General features: G+C 68.7%; 18 protein-coding genes. 11 read left to right on the forward strand and 7 right to left on the reverse strand.

The annotated features are described in order from the left end of the window. Positions 1 to 172: 172 nt before the first annotated feature. A complete protein-coding gene (locus ACGFIF_RS15520; protein ID WP_393154956.1) occupies positions 173 to 1690 on the forward strand; it encodes a fibronectin type III domain-containing protein in 1518 nt (505 codons plus the stop codon). Here the strand turns inward: ACGFIF_RS15520 and ACGFIF_RS15525 are convergent. The 3 genes from ACGFIF_RS15525 to ACGFIF_RS15535 all read right to left on the reverse strand — a co-directional run bounded on the left by ACGFIF_RS15525 (position 1687) and on the right by ACGFIF_RS15535 (position 4322). After that, on the reverse strand, positions 1687 to 2466 hold the full coding sequence (locus ACGFIF_RS15525; RefSeq protein WP_393154957.1) for an SDR family NAD(P)-dependent oxidoreductase: 780 nt from the start codon (positions 2464 to 2466) through the stop codon (positions 1687 to 1689). The genes ACGFIF_RS15520 and ACGFIF_RS15525 overlap by 4 nt on opposite strands. Positions 2467 to 2535: 69 nt before the next feature. Beyond that, positions 2536 to 3207: a response regulator gene (locus tag ACGFIF_RS15530; RefSeq protein ID WP_393154958.1), complete on the reverse strand. Its 672-nt coding sequence runs from the start codon at positions 3205 to 3207 to the stop codon at positions 2536 to 2538. Further along, positions 3204 to 4322 carry a sensor histidine kinase gene (locus ACGFIF_RS15535; protein ID WP_393154959.1) on the reverse strand — a complete coding sequence of 373 codons (1119 nt, stop codon included), beginning with the start codon at positions 4320 to 4322 and terminating at the stop codon, positions 3204 to 3206. The genes ACGFIF_RS15530 and ACGFIF_RS15535 overlap by 4 nt, the downstream gene beginning before the upstream one ends. Before the next feature lie 213 nt (positions 4323 to 4535). Between ACGFIF_RS15535 and ACGFIF_RS15540 the strand changes: the two genes are divergently transcribed. From ACGFIF_RS15540 to ACGFIF_RS15570, 7 genes are all read left to right on the forward strand, one after another. Next, the gene (locus ACGFIF_RS15540; RefSeq protein WP_393154960.1) at positions 4536 to 4994 is read left to right on the forward strand and encodes a hypothetical protein; all 459 of its coding nucleotides are present in this window, start codon (positions 4536 to 4538) and stop codon (positions 4992 to 4994) included. After that, positions 4991 to 5548 (forward strand): CGNR zinc finger domain-containing protein, encoded by a 558-nt coding sequence (locus ACGFIF_RS15545; protein ID WP_393154962.1) that lies wholly within the window; start codon positions 4991 to 4993, stop codon positions 5546 to 5548. The genes ACGFIF_RS15540 and ACGFIF_RS15545 overlap by 4 nt, the downstream gene beginning before the upstream one ends. Before the next feature lie 144 nt (positions 5549 to 5692). Continuing rightward, positions 5693 to 6916, forward strand: coding sequence for an MFS transporter (locus ACGFIF_RS15550; RefSeq protein WP_393154963.1), 1224 nt, complete (start codon positions 5693 to 5695; stop codon positions 6914 to 6916). Beyond that, positions 6913 to 7416: an AAA family ATPase gene (locus tag ACGFIF_RS15555; RefSeq protein ID WP_393154965.1), complete on the forward strand. Its 504-nt coding sequence runs from the start codon at positions 6913 to 6915 to the stop codon at positions 7414 to 7416. Before ACGFIF_RS15550 ends, ACGFIF_RS15555 begins: the two co-directional genes overlap by 4 nt. A gap of 425 nt (positions 7417 to 7841) precedes the next feature. Further along, complete coding sequence (locus ACGFIF_RS15560) at positions 7842 to 8489, forward strand: FadR/GntR family transcriptional regulator (protein ID WP_393154966.1); 648 nt, start codon at positions 7842 to 7844, stop codon at positions 8487 to 8489. Between the two features lie 14 nt (positions 8490 to 8503). Then, positions 8504 to 9250 (forward strand): sulfite exporter TauE/SafE family protein, encoded by a 747-nt coding sequence (locus ACGFIF_RS15565; RefSeq protein ID WP_393154968.1) that lies wholly within the window; start codon positions 8504 to 8506, stop codon positions 9248 to 9250. A gap of 42 nt (positions 9251 to 9292) precedes the next feature. Continuing rightward, on the forward strand, positions 9293 to 9808 hold the full coding sequence (locus ACGFIF_RS15570; RefSeq protein ID WP_393154969.1) for an NUDIX hydrolase: 516 nt from the start codon (positions 9293 to 9295) through the stop codon (positions 9806 to 9808). A gap of 4 nt (positions 9809 to 9812) precedes the next feature. Here the strand turns inward: ACGFIF_RS15570 and ACGFIF_RS15575 are convergent, their stop codons facing one another. Continuing rightward, complete coding sequence (locus ACGFIF_RS15575; RefSeq protein ID WP_393154970.1) at positions 9813 to 10811, reverse strand: ElyC/SanA/YdcF family protein; 999 nt, start codon at positions 10809 to 10811, stop codon at positions 9813 to 9815. Between the two features lie 75 nt (positions 10812 to 10886). Next, complete coding sequence (locus ACGFIF_RS15580) at positions 10887 to 11903, reverse strand: hypothetical protein (RefSeq protein WP_393154971.1); 1017 nt, start codon at positions 11901 to 11903, stop codon at positions 10887 to 10889. A gap of 23 nt (positions 11904 to 11926) precedes the next feature. Here ACGFIF_RS15580 and ACGFIF_RS15585 point away from each other — a divergent pair, with 23 nt between their 5' ends. The 3 genes from ACGFIF_RS15585 (at position 11927) to ACGFIF_RS15595 (ending at position 15719) form a co-directional block, all read left to right on the forward strand. Further along, positions 11927 to 12916, forward strand: coding sequence for an arabinogalactan endo-beta-1,4-galactanase (locus tag ACGFIF_RS15585; protein ID WP_393154973.1), 990 nt, complete (start codon positions 11927 to 11929; stop codon positions 12914 to 12916). 72 nt (positions 12917 to 12988) lie between these two features. Next, complete coding sequence (locus ACGFIF_RS15590; RefSeq protein WP_393154975.1) at positions 12989 to 14233, forward strand: D-arabinono-1,4-lactone oxidase; 1245 nt, start codon at positions 12989 to 12991, stop codon at positions 14231 to 14233. Between the two features lie 118 nt (positions 14234 to 14351). Further along, positions 14352 to 15719: a PepSY-associated TM helix domain-containing protein gene (locus tag ACGFIF_RS15595; RefSeq protein WP_393154976.1), complete on the forward strand. Its 1368-nt coding sequence runs from the start codon at positions 14352 to 14354 to the stop codon at positions 15717 to 15719. Here the strand turns inward: ACGFIF_RS15595 and ACGFIF_RS15600 are convergent. Both ACGFIF_RS15600 and ACGFIF_RS15605 read right to left on the reverse strand, forming a co-directional pair. Beyond that, the gene (locus tag ACGFIF_RS15600) at positions 15708 to 16211 is read right to left on the reverse strand and encodes a MarR family winged helix-turn-helix transcriptional regulator (protein ID WP_393154978.1); all 504 of its coding nucleotides are present in this window, start codon (positions 16209 to 16211) and stop codon (positions 15708 to 15710) included. The genes ACGFIF_RS15595 and ACGFIF_RS15600 overlap by 12 nt on opposite strands. Beyond that, complete coding sequence (locus ACGFIF_RS15605) at positions 16208 to 17497, reverse strand: nicotinate phosphoribosyltransferase (RefSeq protein WP_393155476.1); 1290 nt, start codon at positions 17495 to 17497, stop codon at positions 16208 to 16210. The genes ACGFIF_RS15600 and ACGFIF_RS15605 overlap by 4 nt, the downstream gene beginning before the upstream one ends. Positions 17498 to 17521: the final 24 nt, after the last annotated feature.

A 17521-nucleotide genomic window follows, 5' to 3' on the forward strand; every position in this document is an offset into this window, starting at 1 on the left:
CGACGCTCCTTCTCCAGGGTGTCCTGTGCCCACGGTACAAGCGTGACTCCTGGGGCACGCCCAGCGCACGCCGTGGGTGCGCTTTCGACTCGGCCTGAGCTGACAGTTATCGTGTGGTGGCACATAGTCACAGCGCTCGATGTCACGGGTGGCGAGTCCCGGGGGATTCTTGATGAAGAAGGCAGTACTGGCCGTGGTCACGGCGGCAGCCGTGGTCGCAGCGGCCCTGGTCCCGTCCGGCCGTCCGGTCGAGGCGGCGACGCCGGGATTCGGCTCGGCCGTGTCCGCGGTCAAACAGGTGTCGTGGCAGACCAACGACAGCGTGAACGCGCTCGCGGTCGCCGGTACCACCGTGTTCGCCGGCGGGCTGTTCACCCGGATCCGGCCGCCCGGCAAGGCGGTGGGTCAGGGCGACGCGGCCCGGACCTACATTGCGGCGTTCAACCGCAGCACCGGGGCACCGACCAGGTTCGCACCGAAGCTCAACGGCCCCGTCTGGAGTATCGCCACCAGTCCGGACGGCAAGTGGGTCGTGATCGGCGGAGACTTCACCAGCGTGAACGGGCAGTCGCGCAAGCGCATCGCCATGTTCAGTGTTGCCACCGGCGGCCTGGTGGCCGGCTGGGATCCGGCGGTCAACTTCCGGGTCGCGGCGCTGGCGGTCGCCGGCAACAGCGTCTACCTGGGCGGCTCGTTCGGCAAGGTGGACAAGGCGGTCCGCAATCGCCTGGCCGCGGTCACTCTGAACACCGGCGCCCTGCTGCCCTGGAACCCGGACGCGGACGACGACGTGCACGCCATCGACCTGTCGGACGACAGCAAGCGCGTCTTCGTCGGCGGTGGTTTCGAGACCCTGCAGGGCGAGCCGCACCACGCACTCGCGATGCTGAACACCACGACCGGCGCCGCGTACGCGATGCCGGCCGCCGCGGTCATCCCGGTGAAGACACCTGACTGCGACAGCCGGGTCAAGGACATCGACACTCTCGGCAACAAGGTCTTCGCCGGGAACGCGGGCGCCGGTCCCGGCTGCTACGACGGCGTGATCGCCGCCGATGCGACGACCGGCAAGCTGTTGTGGCAGAGCAAGTGCCTGGGCGCGACCGAGGCGGTCAAGGCGATGGGCAACTGGGTCTACAAGGGTTCGCATGCCCACGACTGCAGCAGGGACGGTGGCTTCCCCGACAAGACCGGTATGCACCATCTGCTGGTCCACAGCGCACTCAACGGCAAACTCGGCCCGTGGTACCCGAACACCGACGCAGGCGGCGAGACCCTGGTCGGACCGCTGGCGTTCGCGTCCGGCGGCAACGACCTGTGGGCGGGCGGTGACTTCACCGAGGTGAACGGCGTACCGCAGCAAGGTTTGACCCGGTTCACCAACGCGCCCGGCGGTGCCCGGCCGGGTCTGCCGGCGGCTCCGAAGGTGTCCAGCACCCGGGTCCACCGGGCGACGGTCAGCTTCCCCACGGTGGTCGACGTCGACAACATCTCGTTGACCTACACGCTGTACCGCGGCAAGACGAAGGTCGGCTCCTGGAACCGCTACTCCTACTCCTGGACGAAGCCGACCGTCACGACGTTCGCCGACTCCGGCCTGACGAGCGGCCAGTCGGTCGCCTATCGCGTCGAGGTGACCGATGGCCGCAACGTCAGGAAGAGTGCGACCGCCGCGGTCAGGATCCGCTAGCCGGGGATCAGTTGACCGCCGGTGACGTGGAGGATCTCGCCCTGGATCGCGGTGGTCCGGGGTGAGGTCAGGAAGAGGATGGCGTTCGCGACATCGGTCGTGTCCGGCAGTTTGCGGGCGCTGAACGTCGACGCGAGCTGATCGAGCGCGGGCTTCGGGATCACCCGGTGCTCGCCGTTCTCCAGCGTGATCCCAGGCATCACGATGTTGACCAGTACGCCGTCCTTGCCCAGATCGTGCTGGACACTCGCGACCAGGCCGTGCAGTCCGGCCTTCGCGGCGCCGTACGGCCAGGCCCCGGGCAGGCCGCGCTCGGCCAAGTCGGTCGAGATCAGCACGAGCCGGCCATGCTCCGACCGTCGCAACGCCGGCGCCACCTGCTGCACCAGGTGATAGTTGCCCTCGAGGTTGGCGCGCATCACCGGCACCCACCACTCGGGTTCCCCGTCCTCGATCCGCTCCGGCCGCTCGTGGAACCCGGCGTTGCCCCAGTTCACCGCGTTCGCCACCACCACATCCAGCCCGCCCCACCGGCTGATCGTGGCGTTCACGGCGGCCGCGATCGCCTCCGGCTCGTTCAGATCCATCGGTACGACGTACGCCGTACCGCCGGCGGCCTCGATCTCCTCGGCCACTCCCTCGGCGACGTCCTTCTGTGAGTTGTACGTGATCGCGACCTTCGCGCCCTCCCGGCCGTACTCGATCGCGGCCTCCCGGCCGATCCCCGACGACCCGCCGGTCACCAGTACGGCCGCATCCCTCAACCCGAGTTCCATGACATACCCTTCATGTAGTTAGTCGGCTAATCACAAAACTTAGCCGTCTAACTACTTCCAGGCAAGTGACTACCGGCGGCGTGGTTGCACCAGGCCTGATTCGTAGGCGGCGATGACCAGTTGGGCGCGGTCGCGGGCCTGGAGTTTGGCGAGCAGGTGGCCGATGTGGGTCTTCACGGTGCCGTGGCCGACGTGCAGGTGGTCGCAGATCTCCTTGTTGGACAGGCCGCGGGCGATCAGGGCGAGGACCTCGCGTTCGCGGTCGGTGACGCCGTCGAGCCCGTGCAGTGGTGACTGTCCGGGCTCGGCCAGTCGGGCGAACTCCGCGATCAGGCGGCGGGTGATCGACGGGGCGAGCAGTCCTTCGCCGGCCGCGACGACTTTGATTGCCTGGAGCAACTCAGTTGGCGGGACGTCCTTCAGCAGGAATCCACTCGCGCCGGCCCGCAGAGCGGCGTACACGGAATCGTCCAGGTCGAACATCGTCAGGATCAGCACGCGTACCCCGGCCGTCTCGGCCGACGCGCAGAGCTGCCGGGTCGCCTCGATCCCGTCCAATCGCGGCATCCGGACATCCATCAGTACGACGTCCGGCCGGTCCCGCCGCGCGAGTTCGACTGCCTCCACCCCGTCCGCGGCCTCGCCGACCGTGACGAGGCCGGGAGTCGTGTCGATCAGCACCCGGAAGCTCCCGCGCAACAACGCCTGGTCGTCCGCCACCAGGACGCGGATGTCGCTCACGCCCTCACTCCGGCCCGCTGACAGGGCAGTCGTACGACGACCTCGAACCCGCGACCCGATCGCGGTCCGGCCCGGAACGAACCGTCGTACATGCTCACCCTCTCCCTGATCCCGATCAGCCCATGTCCTTCCGTGACGGTCCCGCCCACGCCGTCGTCGGTCACTGCCACGTGGACGGCGTAGGCGTCGCCGGAAACGTGCACTCGGCAACGACTGGCTCGAGCGTGTCGGGTCACGTTGGTCAGACACTCCTGGACGATGCGGTGGACCGCCAACTCCACCGCCTCGGGCAGCGGCTCGGTCACTTCGACGACGAGGTCGACCTGTACGCCGGTGGACTCGACCAGCGCGGCCATGTCCGGGAGGGCGGACAGTCCGGCGGTCGGCGGCTCGTCCGTCGTCCGCAGGAGGCTGAGCATGTGGCGCAGTTCGACCAGTGCGTCGCGGCTCGTGGTCTCGATCACCGACAAGGCGTCGGAGACCTCGTCCGGCCGGACGTGCAGGACGTGGTTGGCGACGCCGGCCTTGACCGCGATCAGACCCATGCTGTGGGCAACGACGTCGTGGAGTTCCCGCGCGATCCGCAGCCGTTCGTCCGACACGGCCTGCTCGGCCAGGGCGCGCGCGGCCTGGATCGCGGCCGCTCGCCGGTCCCTCACCACGCGGCCGAGCATCCACGCGCCGTACATTCCGGCCAGGCCGGACAGCACCAGCACGACATCCGTCGAACCCTGTGGCGAGCCTCCGGTGGTGACGGCGAAGAGGAGTACGACGAGACCGGTCGCGCCGGCCGTGCTGATCAGGCGACTGGTTGCCGGGGGACGTGTTGGCGAGCGCGTGAGGCCGACGACGTACAGGACGTATGAGGCAGCAAGGAGCGGGTCGCGGAGTGCGTGGGTGGCGACGGCCAGCACTGAGAGGATGAGTACGGCCGCGAGGGCGGGCATCGGCCAGATCCGTCGTACTGCGACCGGTACGGCGAGGGCCACCGTCAGGAGGACGGTCCACGGCGGTGGGTCGGCAGGGGTCATGAACACGAGCAGACCGGCGTACACGACAGCTACGAGGCAGTCGGCGGCGATCTGTTGCCGCCGGGTCAACGCGGACTCCGTCACCCACCGAACCTAACCGACCGGGCACCTCGTCACATCGGACCCAGGTCTGTCGGCCCGCCGTCCGATGCGCGCCGCGCTGATCCGCGCCAGCGTCGGCGGCATGCTCAAACCACTCTCGCTCGTACGGCGGCTTCCTGGCGCAGGCCTACGCCTCTCGAGATGCGCTGCTGAATTTCGTTGACACCTGTTAAATAGCTTTACTAGTGTCGCGGGATGATCAAGGGACCGCACCAGCCGCGCACCATCAGCTACCTCGGTCTGCGCAAGGAGAACGGCTGGCGGATGAAGTACTACGGCATCGCCAGGGACGGCGGGCGGCCTGGTGCGGCTCTGGTCTCGGCCGCGGAACGAGCGGTGGAGCAACTGCCGACGTACCTCGATGACGACGAGTCGTACGGCGTCGGTTTCTGCATCGTCCATGAGGCCGGCGCACGGTCCTACGTGCTGGTCGACTGGTGGGCCGCGCAGAACGAGATCCACCAGCGGTTGCTCTCGGCGCCGGGCGACGTACCCGACGAGCTCGCCCCGCATCCGAGCGCCGCGATCGGCTGCGTCTGGGAGCTCGCCGTCACCGACTTCGAGCGCCGAGCCTGGCTCCAACACGTCCTCGCCAACCCGGACGGCCCGGACATGGACGCCTACCTCGAGGCGACGTTCGAAGCGAAACTATGACCGCCCTGCCGGCCGACGTCGAGCTGATCCACGGCTTCGTCAACACGCTCGACCTGCGCGAGTTCCGCCTCCACGGCGCGCGACTTCGCAGTCATGACGCGCTGGACACCCCGGGCGCACTCGGCGAATGGTTGCGCGACCACGGCCTCCTCGAACGCGGACGAGTCATCAGGACCGACCTCGATCGGGCGCTCCGCCTCCGAACCTCCCTCCGCGACAGCACCAGGCAGACGTCAGGCACTCCAACCCGCCTGACCGACGTCGGACTCGCCGTCTCGGTCCAACAAGGCACCGGCGTCACCCTCACCCCGTCAGGCACCGCTGTCGACGCGGCCCTCACCAGGATCCTCATCACCGCCGCCGACCTGACCGCCCGCGGCCTCTGGCCCCGCCTGAAAATGTGCCCGGCCGACGACTGTCACTGGATCTTCTACGACCAGTCCCGCCCCGCCCGAGCCCGCTGGTGCTCCCCCCAACGCTGCGGCAACCGTAACAAGACCCGCACCTACCGCGAACGCCGTAATCCAGTTGGCCGGGTCGGCCAGGCTGGTTAGGGTGCAGGGGAGTCGAGATCTTCGAGGAGTTGGGCATGGTCGGGCAACCGGGCACGCGCTGACCTAGCTGTCATCGCGTGCTGCTTTCGGTAGAGCGGCACGGTTTTCTCCTGCCCGGATTCGGGCTCACTCGAAGGACTCCTCGTGTCGCTGCCGTCGCGCGCGCCCAGCCTGTGGGCTGATCGTGATTTCCGCAAGCTCTGGATCGGCCAGAGCGCCTCGTTGTTCGCCGTTCATGCCGGCCAGGTGACGCTGCCGCTGGTCGCGGTCGTGTCGCTCGGTGCCAGTGCCGCGCAGCTCGGTGGGCTCCGGGCCGCGCAGCAGGTGCCGATCCTGCTGTTCTCCCTGTTCGTCGGCGTCCTGGTCGACCGTTGGCGAGCCCGCACCATGATGGTGTACGCCGACTTCGGCCGAGCCGTCCTGCTCGGTCTGGTCCCGATCGCGTGGACGCTCGGACTGCCGTTCCTGTACGTCGTCGCCTTCGTCGGCGGAGTGTTCAGCGTCTGCTTCGACGTCGCGTGCCAGGCGTCGTTCCCGCGACTGGTCCAGCGCGATCAGCTTGCCCAGGGCAACAGCATCCTGGAGAGCAGCAAGTCGGTGGCGCAGATCTCCGGGCCCGCCGTCGGCGGCGGCCTGGTGTCGTTGCTGACAGCACCTTTCGCTGTCCTGGCAAGTGCCTTCTTCTTCGTCATCTCGTTCCTGTCGATCTGGCGTATCCGCGACCTCGACGCGGTTCCCTCGAGCCCGTCCGGTGGCATCCGGGACGGGCTGCGGATGGTGCTGGGAGACGGCTCGCTCCGTGCGGTGGCGGTGGCGACGTGTGTCTATCAGTTCTTCTTCACCGCCCTGATGACCGTGTACCTCCTGTTCCTCTCCCGCTCACTGGAGTTGCCGGGCGCGGCCATGGGGGTGGTCCTGGCCGCGTTCGGGCCGGGCGCGCTGGTCGGCTCACTGCTCTCGGGCTGGATGCCCCGCTGGTTCGGCTACGGCCGCGTCGTCGTCTTCGCCGCCCTCATCTCCGACCTGGCGATGCTCTGTACGTCGGTCCTCCACGGCTCCAGCGCCGCCACTATCGCCGCCCTGATCGCGATCAACTTCCTGTACGGCGTCTTCAGCCAGACCGTCGACGTCGCCATCACGGCCATCCGGCAAGCCATCACCCCGTTACCCCTCCAGGGCCGAGTGGTGGCCACCATCAACTTCCTCGGCATGGGCCTGACCCCAGTAGGTGCTCTGTTGGGCGGCACAGCAGCCGGCCTGCTAGGCATCCGCACCGCCCTGATCGTCACCATCGTCGGCCTCTTCCTCTCCCCGCTGTCGCTGAGCTTGTCCCCGTTGGCACGGCTGGGTCATAGCCTGACGCGATGAGGCGAATCCTGGTGACGGGCGTATCAGGCGTAGGCAAGTCGACGGCTGTGGAACGGCTGGCCGGGCAGGGCTATCGGGCGGTCGATCTCGATTCGCCCGAATGGTCGGAGTGGGTGGACAGCCCGGACGGGGTAGGTCCGTCACCGCTGCAGCCGGGAAAGGACTGGGTGTGGCGGGTGGACCGGGTGCGGGAGTTGCTGGCCGAGAACGGCCACGGTGTGCTGTTCGTCAGCGGCTGCGCGCCGAACCTTGGCGTGTTCCGGGACCGCTTCGACGGCGTCGTACTGCTGAGTGTGCAGGCCGATGTAATGGCCGAACGGCTCGCTCACCGGACCACCAACAGCTACGGGAAACACCCGGAGGAGCTCGCCCGAAGCCTCGAGTTCAAGGAGACGGTTGAGCCACTGCTCCGAGCCACCGCGGATCTCGAGCTCGACGGGGCCGCGCCACTCGATCAGGTGGTCGCGGAGATCGTCCGGTTCGCCGGCGTCACTCGGTGAGTTCGGCGAGGCGGGTGCGGAGGGTGGCTGAGCGAGGCGGCGCGAACTCGTCGGTGATGGCCAGGGCTTGTTCGAGGTATCGACGGCCTTCCGGCGATCGCCGGTGGCGGCGGCGTGGTCGGACAGGCCTTCGAGGGCGGAGGCCAGATAGAGGTGATCCTTGTCGCCGCTCGCACCACTCGCCACGTATTCGAACGTGTCGCGGGAGCCGTCGGCGTCGCCGATCGCCAGCCGAATCGTCCACTGGGTCGGGATCTGACCAGCGGCGGAAACGTAAGGTGATGCTCTGGTTATAGTATTTGGCTCAATGGCCTAGCCAATAGCCCAATGAGCCAGTTGTCAATAAGGTGGGACCTATGGACTCGCCGCCCTCTAACCGACTGGTACCGCCCCGTCCGGTGTTGCGGTCACGCCTGTATGAGCAGGTGGCCGATCAGATCTCCGCCTGGATCAAGGAGAACGGTCTGCTGCCGGGTGACCGGCTGCCGCCGGAGCGGGAACTGGCCCAGCGGCTCGGGGTGAGCCGGGCGACGCTGAGCCAGGCGCTGGTGGCACTCGAGGTGATCGGTGTGGTGGTGGTCCGGCACGGTGACGGGACGGTGCTGACCGAGCGGGCCCGGACCGGCCCGGTGATCGAGGCGATCCGGGCGCACGCCGACCGGTTGCCGGAGATCATCGAGGCCCGCGACGCGCTCGAGTCGAAGCTGGCCGCGCTGGCGGCGGTACGCCGTACCGACGCCGATCTGGCCGCGATCCGGGCGGCACTCGAGCAGATGGAACGCGAGATCGAGGCCGGCGGGCGCGGGGTGGAGGCGGACGAGCAGTTCCACGGCGCGATCACCGCGGCGGCGCGTTCGGAGTTGCTCACGCAGATGATGGCGGCGATCCACGACCTGATCCGGGAGACCCGGTTGGAGTCGTTGTCGCAGCCGGGCCGGCCGCGCGAGTCGTTGGCCGGTCACCAGCGAGTGGCGGACGCGATCGCCGCCGGTGATCCGGACGCCGCCACTCAGGCGATGCACGAGCACGTCATGCTCGTGTCGGACGTCGCGCTCCTTCGTGAGCAGCCGTGACGGGTCCTGAGCATGTGGCTGTCATTGCTGCGGGGCTCGGCGCCGGCGTACTGACGTCGACGGTCGGGGTGGCATCGCTGCTCAGCTTCCCGGTGCTGATCGCGCTCGGGATCCCGCCGGTCGTCGCGAACGCGTCGAACACGCTCGGCCTGCTGCCGGCCGCGATGAGCGGTTCGTTCGGGTATCGCCGCGAGTTGCGCGAGGTACGCCGGCCCACGACGCTCGCGGTCATCCTGACCTGTGCCATCGGGGCGATCGGTGGTGCGGCGCTGCTGCTGGCCCTGCCACCGGGAGTGTTCGCGGCGGTCGCGCCGTGGCTGATCCTGTTGACCTGCCTGATCGTCGGCGTCCAGCCGTGGATCACGAAGTGGCTCCGGTCGCGGCACGAGGAGCCGCAGGGCGAGCGGACGACGATGACTCCGGCGACCACGTTCTTCGCGGCGCTGACCGGTGTGTACGGCGGGTACTTCGGCGCCGGCGCGGGCGTGATGATGATGGCCGTGCTCGGTCTCGGCTTGGATCTCGACCTGCGGATCGTCAACGCGCTCAAGACTCTCGCCCTGCTGGCCGCGAACCTCGTCGCCGGTCTGATCTTCGTCTTCGTCGCCGACCTCGACCTGACCGTGGCCGGCCTCCTCGCCGTCGGCTCCGTCGTCGGCGGCTATGTCGGCTCGCACATCGGCCGCCGCCTGCCGGCCACGCTGCTCCGCGTCCTCATCGTCCTGGCCGGTATCACCGCCGCGGTCCTGATGCTGCGCTAGTGCCGCGTTATGCTCAGACGTCTTCTGCTGGGGAGGAGTTCGATGACCGCGCTGCCGAACGATCTGCCGATCGTCGAGCGGGACGTGGTCCGGCTCGTCGTCCGGGACAGCCAGGACCGGATCCTGCTGTTCCACACCCGTGAGCTGTCCGCGCCGGAGCTGGGCGTGTGGTGGGAGCTGCCCGGTGGCGGCATCGACGAGGGCGAGACCTACCTGGACGCCGCGGTGCGGGAACTGCACGAGGAGACCGGGATCATCGTGACCCCGGAGCAGGTGGGCACGCCGACCTGGCGACGTACGGCGGCTTTCCGTCATCGCGACGCGCGGCATCTCCAGCACGAGGTGGTCTGCGAGGTGCGGCTCGACGTACCGGGGCCGGACGTCGACGAGGCCGGGCGGTTCGACGACGAGAAAGAGGACTACTTCGACTTCCGCTGGTGGCCGATCGCCGAGGTCGTGGCCAGCCAGGAGGCCTTCTACCCGCGCAACGTGCCGGGCCTGCTGACCCGCTTCCTGGCGGGCGAGGAGATCGACGAGCCGTTCGAGCTCTGGTCCTGATCCGTCAGAGGTGCTGGGTGAGGGCGGCGGCTGCGATCACCAGGCAGATGACGCCGTTCAGGTAGCGGTGGGTGTAGAGGATGGCGACGAACTCACGGATGGTTGCCGTCGGCCAATAGTACGCGGCGGTGGGGGAGCCGATGACCTGGCCGTTGACCTTGGCCTTGCGCGCGGTGAGGGCGGCCCGGAAGGCGTGGAAGTTGTTCGTCACGATCAGGCAGCGGTACTTCGGCCGCTCGGCGACCATGAGTTCGCGGCTGAACGTCAGGTTCTCCCACGTGCTCGTCGACCGGTCCTCGCGCAGTACCCGCTCCGCCGGGACACCGCGTTCGATCAGGTACGACGCCATCGCATGCGACTCGGGGAGGTCCTCGTCCGCGCCCTGACCGCCCGAGGTGATGATCATCGGTGACCGGCCCTTGCGCAGCGCCCGGTCGTACACCTGCTTCGCGCGGTCCAGTCGGCTCGCCAGCAGCGGCGGGACCCGGGAGCCGCGCAGCCCGGAGCCGAGCACGACGATGAAGTCGACCTTCCGCGAGGAACGGACCCGGCTGTAGACGAACGCGTACGCGAGGAAGCAGACGAACAGGAACGAGATGTAGGTCAGGACGCCGATCAGGATCGACCGAACCGCCGCGAGCGGCTCCCAGCCGATCTTCTGCACGGCCAGGCCGAAGATGATGAAGCCGATGATGCCGAGACCCGCGGCGAGGGAGAGCAGGTTCGCCGGGCGGCGGCCCTCGCGGCGGAGCATGGTGACACCGTTGATCACCAGGAACACGGCGAGGACCGCGATGGCCAGCGGGATCGCGACCAGGATCGCGACCACGAGCAGCCGGGCGGCGGTGTCCGAGACGGACTCGAGCGCGAAGATCACGCCGAGGCCGGCGAACATCAGCGTCAGCACCAGGAAGATGCCGTTGCGGAACAGCCGCCGGTCCCGCCAGAAGCTGACGGCGAAGATCAGGAACCAGAACCCGGCAACCCCGAAGGAGAACATCATCGGGAGACATCAAAGCATGGGGACAGCGCAACGGCGCCGCACCGAAGGGGCGCGGCGCCGTTGTCGGGAACAGACTCAGACCAGGCCGGTCAGCGACGAGATCGAGGCCTTGTGCAGGCGGGTGATCACGTTCTTGGTCTTCGGGTCGGAACGGTACTTGTAGGCACCCGACTCGAACACCAGGTAGGCGCGACCGCCGAACTCGGTCAGGCCCTCGGACATGCTCGGCGCCCGGAAGCAGGACAGCTTCGCCTTGTCCAGGTCCGGCTGGCCGCGCTTGACGACGTACAGGTTGCTCAGCTTGTCCCGGCCGAACGACGTGCTGTAGATGAAGTGGCCCTTGGTGACGAGCAGGCCCTGCGTCTTGGTCGGGACCTCCCAGGCGCGGTTGACCGTGACGAGGGTGCCGTTGGACTTGATCTTGTACTCGTACATCTTGTCCCGGCCCTTGTCGTTGAACTTCCCGGCCCACAGCGAGTCGCCGTAGCTGGTCAGGAACGACGCGCCGTACACCTTGCGCTCGGAGCCGACCGCGCTCACGAACGGAGTGCCGGACTCCTTCATCTTGGCCGCCAGCGTGGACAGCTTGTACTTGCGGATGCCGTTGGTGCTGCCCTGGACGAAGGCCCAGCCGTACGCGGTGGTGATCCCGCCGCCGTGCGTCTCCGCGATCTCGACGTCGCCGACGACCTTGTTGGTGGCCGGGTCGATACCGACGATGATCGACTTCCTGCCGGGGTGGTACATCGTCACCAGCAGCAGGTTCTTCTTGCCGGACCAGTTCCACCAGGTGCCGATGCCCTGCGGGATGTAGGACCCGAGCCGGGGCAGCGAGGCGCTGTTGCTGAACCGGGTGTCGTACTTGTTCGAGGCCGACGGCCCGTCGTAGAAGTCCTTGCTGCCCGCCTTGGTGTCGCAGCTGATCGCGCGGGTCGCCGATACGTCGGACGCAGCGGTGGCCGCGGAGGTGGTGGCGGCCTGGGAGGACTCGGGGCCGTTGACCGCGACCGTGATCGCGGTGCCGGTGGCCAGGACACCCGCCAGGCCGAGGGCGGTGAAGACCCGGCGGCGGGAGAAGGTGACGCGCGACATGTGTTCCTCTCGAACGGAATTAGTTGCCGTCACCACCGTATTCTCCGGGGAGGTCAGGTGGACCTGCCGTCCGCGGCCTGGCGAAGAACGAGGCCTTCGGGGCGACGTACTCCGATGCACAGGGCCGGCCCGGGGACGCGGTGAGGATCCTGGCCGGGGCCGGGATCAACCTCGGCCGGTTGAAGGTCTGGGTCGACCCGGCCGACGGCCAGGGCATCCCGGCTGCCTGGCGCGACTTGACGCCGACGCAGTTGGCGGACGCGGTGGCTGCGCACACCCGCGACGTACTGCACGCCTTGAAGAAGGCCGGCGCGACCGCGGACTACGTTCAGGTCGGCAACGAGATCAACCCCGGCATGCTCTGGCCGTGGGGACAGACCTGGGACGTCGATCCGTCCGACGAGGTCGTGGGCGCCCAGTGGGACAACCTGGCGTCGTTCCTGACCGCCGGCGCACGGGCGGTGAAGGCGGTCGATCGGTCGACGAAGGTGCTGGTGCATCTGACCAACATCAACAACGGCATCGACAGCCTGACCTGGTGGTTCGACGAGGTGGTCGCCCGGAACGTCCCGTTCGACCTGATCGGGCTGTCGTACTACGGCTACTGGCACGGCAGCCTGGCCGACCTGCAGGAGGCGATCACCACGTTGTCGAGCCGGTACGACCGCGACGTACTGAACGTCGAGACGGCGTACCCGTTCACGTTGGCCGACGACACGCCTGCCTTCGAGAACATCATTCGGGATCCTGGTCAGCTCGTCCCCGGGTATCCCGCGACGCCGGCCGGCCAGTCGGCGGCGTACCGGGCGGTGCAGGACGCGGTCGCCGCGGCCGAAGGCGGCCGCGGGATCGGCACTGTCTACTGGGAGCCGGCCTGGACGTCGGTTGCCGGCGCCGGCTGGGACCCCGCGGATCCGTCCTCCGGCAACGCCTGGGAGAACCAGGCACTCTTCGATTTCACCGGCAAACTGCTCCCCGCCGCCCGAAACCTTTCGCTGCTCTCCAAGGGATAAGACCCAGCGGCCCGGCTCCGCGCGATGTGCGAGAGTCGGGGCCGGAGCGCCGTACGAGAGAAGGAGCCGGCGATGACGCAGCTCACCAACTGGGCCGGGAACATCAGCTTCGGGAGTCCGCTCGAGCGGCCGAAGTCTGTGCCCGAGTTGCAGGAACTCGTCGCCGGCAGCGAGAAGGTTCGCGTCCTCGGTACCGGGCACTCGTTCAACCCGATCGCCGACAGCACCGGCACCCTGGTCACCGTCGCGGACCTGCCGCAGGTGATCGAGGTCGGCGACGGCGGGGTCACGGTCTCGGCCGGGCTCCGGTACGGCGAGATCACGGCGGCGCTGCAGTCGCAGGGACTCGCGCTGCACAACCTCGGCTCGCTGCCGCACATCTCGGTCGCGGGGGCGTGCTCGACCGGTACGCACGGCTCCGGTGACACCAACGGCCCGCTCGCCGACGCGGTCAACGCGATCACCTTCGTCAACGCGGCCGGCGAGCTCGTCACGCTGACCCGCGATGACGCCGACTTCGCCGGCTCGATCGTCTCCCTCGGCGCGCTCGGCGTGACGGTCAGCCTCACGCTCGACGTGCAACCGTCGTACGAGATCAGCCAGGTCGTGTACGACGGCCTGCCGGTGGACCGGCTCGGAAGCGACTTCGCCGAGGTGATGAGCATTGCGTACAGCGTCAGTGCGTTCACCGACTGGGTCGACCCGGACGTGATGGTGTGGCGCAAGCAGCGTGCCGGTGCACCGATCGAGACCGACTGGCTCGGTGCGCACGTCGCCGACGGACCCCGGCACCCGATCAAGGGGATGCCGGCCGACTACGCGACCCAGCAGGGCGGCGTACCGGGGCCGTGGAACGAGCGGCTGCCACACTTCCGCCTGGAGTTCACCCCGAGCAACGGCGACGAGCTGCAGTCGGAGTACTTCGTACCGCGCGAGAAGGCGGCCGAGGCCTTCGAGGTACTGCGCGCCCTGGGCAACCAGATTGCGCCGGTCATCCAGGTGTCCGAGGTACGTACGATCGCCGCCGACGAGCTCTGGCTGAGCCCGAGCCAGGGCCGCGACACCGTCGCCCTGCACTTCACCTGGATCCAGGACGAGGCCGCCGTACTCCCGGTCGTGACCGCCCTCGAGGACGCCATCAACCCGCTGGGTGCCCGGCCGCACTGGGGCAAGGTGTTCGCGGCAGACGCCGCCTACCTGCGTTTCGCCTACCCGAAGGTTGCCGACTTCATCGAACTGGCGGCGAAGTACGACCCGGACGGGACGTTCCGCAATCCCTATCTGGACAAGTACCTGCCTCTCAGCTCGCGGGGGTAAGGGAGAGCAAAGAGAAACGTGACAGCAACCGGAGTGGTTGTCGGTGGCAACACGTGGCCGTCACAGTGACTCCATGCTTCGGATCGCTGACACTCTGTCTCGATACAGGCCGCTGCTTGTGCGATTGCACTTCTATGCGGGGATCCTGGTCGGCCCGTTCCTCCTCCTGACGGCGCTGACCGGGTTCCTCTACGCGCTGGCTCCGCAGCTCGAGAACGCGCTGTACCGGGACACGATGTTCGTCGAGAGCTCCGGTACGACGGTGCCGGTCAGCCAGCAGGTGACGGCCGCCCGCGAGCGCCAGCCGGAGGGCACGCTGGTCGCCGTCCGACCGGCTGCCGGGCCGGGAGACACGACGCGGGTGCTCTTCGACGTGCCCGGTCTCGGTGAGTCGGAACGCCTTGCGGTGTTCGTGAATCCGGGCAACGCCGCGGTCACCGGCGAACTGGTTGCCTATGGCTCCAGTGGCGCGTTGCCGTTCCGCACCTGGTTGTCGCATCTGCATCGGAGCATGCACCTCGGCGAGCCCGGTCGCATCTACAGCGAGCTGGCCGCGTCGTGGTTGTGGCTGGTCGCCCTGGCGGGATTGGTGCTGTGGTGGACAGGTCGTCGTACCGGATCTCGGTGGCGGGTGGAGCGGTCCGGGAGCGCCCGGCGCAGAACGTTGTCCTGGCACGGGGTCCTCGGGACGTGGGTGATCCTGGGGATGCTGTTCCTGTCGGCGACCGGCCTCACCTGGTCACGGTTCGCCGGGGAGAACGTGTCGGAGCTGCGAGCCTCGCTGGACTGGAAGACGCCCACGGTCAGTACGGCGCTCACCGACGCCGACCACGCTGGTCACGAAGGACACACGTTCCCCGGCGGCGACGTCGACCCGGCGGCCGAGGAGTGGGACCAGACGCTGCAGTCCGCCCGCTCGGCCCAGTTGGACGGTCCGGTGGAGATCGCGGCGCCGAAGAAGGCCGGTACGTCGTTCGTCGTCCAGGAGATCGGGAAGGCGTGGCCGACCCAGGCCGACGCGGTCGCGGTCGATCCGATGTCGGGGAAGGTGGTCGACGTGGTCCGGTTCGCCGACTACCCGATCGCGGCGAAGCTGTCGCGGTGGGGGATCGACGCGCACATGGGCATGCTGTTCGGCCTGGTCAACCAGGCCCTGCTGCTGATCGTCGCCGGGACGATCGTGGCGATGGTGATCTGGGGCTACCGGATGTGGTGGCTGCGCCGGCCGACGCGAGGTCATGTACTGCGATTCGGTCGCCCGGCCCGGCGTGGTGCGTGGCGGGAGATCCCGGTGCTCGCGGTGGTTGCGCTGCTTGCCCTGGCGGTGGGGGTGGGGTTGTTCCTGCCGTTGCTCGGCATCAGCCTGGCTGCGTTCGTAGTGATCGATCTGCTGATCGGCTTCTACCGCTGGCGGAAGGCCGGAGCACCACCGCAGGAGGACGCTGCGGTCGAGCCTGCCGAAGAATCCGACGAGCTACTCGTGTGAGATCGGCTCGAGGGTCGTGGTGATGGTCCAGAGCAGGTTGCGGAGCACTCGGCGTTCCTCGGGCGTGAGCTTGGCCAGCGCTCGCCGGCCGGCCTGCGCGTAGACCTCGTTGACCGTGTGGGCGAGCTCCACGCCGCGGTCGGTGAGCTCGATGCTGACCTGCCGGGCATCCGTCGAGTTCTTCACCCGGCGGACCAGGCCGGCGGCCTCCATCCGCTGGGTGGTCTTGGTCGCGGTCGGGACCTCGACGTCCAGCACCTTCGCGAGCTGCGCGACCGGGAGCGATCCGTGGTGCAGGAGCTTGGCCAGCACCAACTCCTGCCCGGTGTGCAGGCCGGTGCCGGCCAGCTCCTCACTGACTGCCTTCCGGGCCGCCCGGTCCGCGAACCGCAGCGCGATCAGTACATCCGCCTCGCTGGCCGGCGCGTCGGCCGGCCATGCTGACTCCGTCCCCGTCCCGCCGCCCGGGTCGGCCTTGGCCTCGGTGCTCACGCGTGACTCCGGGGCAGGAACGGGTTCCGCGCGTCGTAGTCGCCGATGTACTCGGTCGGGATCGCGGGCTCGCCGCGGCTCAGCTGACTGGCGTAGCGGGGGAGCTCGTCGCGGACCTTCAGGTGGTGGGCCTGCGCCTCCTCCGGGGTACTGCGGCCGACGATCTTGCCACCCTCGACCAGCGGCTTCAGCAGCTCGCGGTCGTCGCCGTCGTCGGTCGGCGGCTCGCCGACGCCGATCAGCTCGACCTCGGCCACGCCGGTCGCCGAGCGCCGGCGCAGCGCCCACTTGCGGCCGCCGATGGAGATCTTGTCCGGGCTCCTCTTCGCCACCGGGAGCAGCTTGCCGTCCGCGTCCTCGCGGGCGACCAGCTTGTAGACGAACCCGCTGGTCGGGTAGCCGCTCCCGGTCACCAGCGAGGTCCCCACGCCGTACCCGTCGACCGGCGCCGGGGCGAGCGCGGCGATCTGGAACTCGTCCAGGTCGCTGGTCACGATGATCCGGGTCTTGGTCGCGCCGAGCGAGTCGAGCTGCTCGCGGACCTGGCCGGCCAGCGACGGCAGGTCGCCGGAGTCGAGCCGGACCGCGCCCAGCTCCGGCCCGGTGATGCCGATCGCGGTCCGGACCGCCTCGGCCACGTCGTAGGTGTCCACCAGCAGCGTGGTTCCCTTGCCGAGGGCATCGACCTGGGAGGTGAACGCGTCCCGCTCCCGGTCGTGCAACAGGGTGAACGAGTGCGCCGCCGTACCGGTGCTGGGGATGCCGTGCCGGCGGGCCGCCTCCAGGTTCGACGTGGCGCTGAAACCGCCGATGTAGGCCGCCAGCGCGGCCGCGACCGCGGACTCCTCGTGGGTCCGGCGCGAACCCATCTCGATACACGGCCGGCCGCCGGCCCACCAGGTCATCCGGGAGGCGGCCGAGGCGACCGCGGAATCGTGGTTCAGGATGGACAAGAAAACGGTTTCCAGCAGCACCGCCTCGGCGAAACTGGACTCCACCACCAGCACCGGTGAGCCGGGGAAATAGATCTCCCCGTCGGCGTAGCCGGAGACGTCACCGGTGAACCGGTAGTCCGCCAGCCAATCCCGGGTAGCCTGGTCCACGACACCCCGGTCGGCCAGGAACGCGATCGTTTGCTCGTCGAAGCGGAACCGGTCGAGCGCGTCGAGCAGCCGGTTCACGCCGGCCACCACGCCGTACCGGCGGCCGTCCGGCAACCGGCGGGCGAACAGCTCGAAGACCGATCGGCGATGCGCCGTGCCGTCGGCCAGACTGGCCTGCAGCATGGTCAGCTCGTAGTGGTCTGTGAG

The organism is Kribbella sp. NPDC049174 (assembly GCF_043197365.1).
In the GTDB taxonomy this organism is placed as follows: domain Bacteria; phylum Actinomycetota; class Actinomycetes; order Propionibacteriales; family Kribbellaceae; genus Kribbella.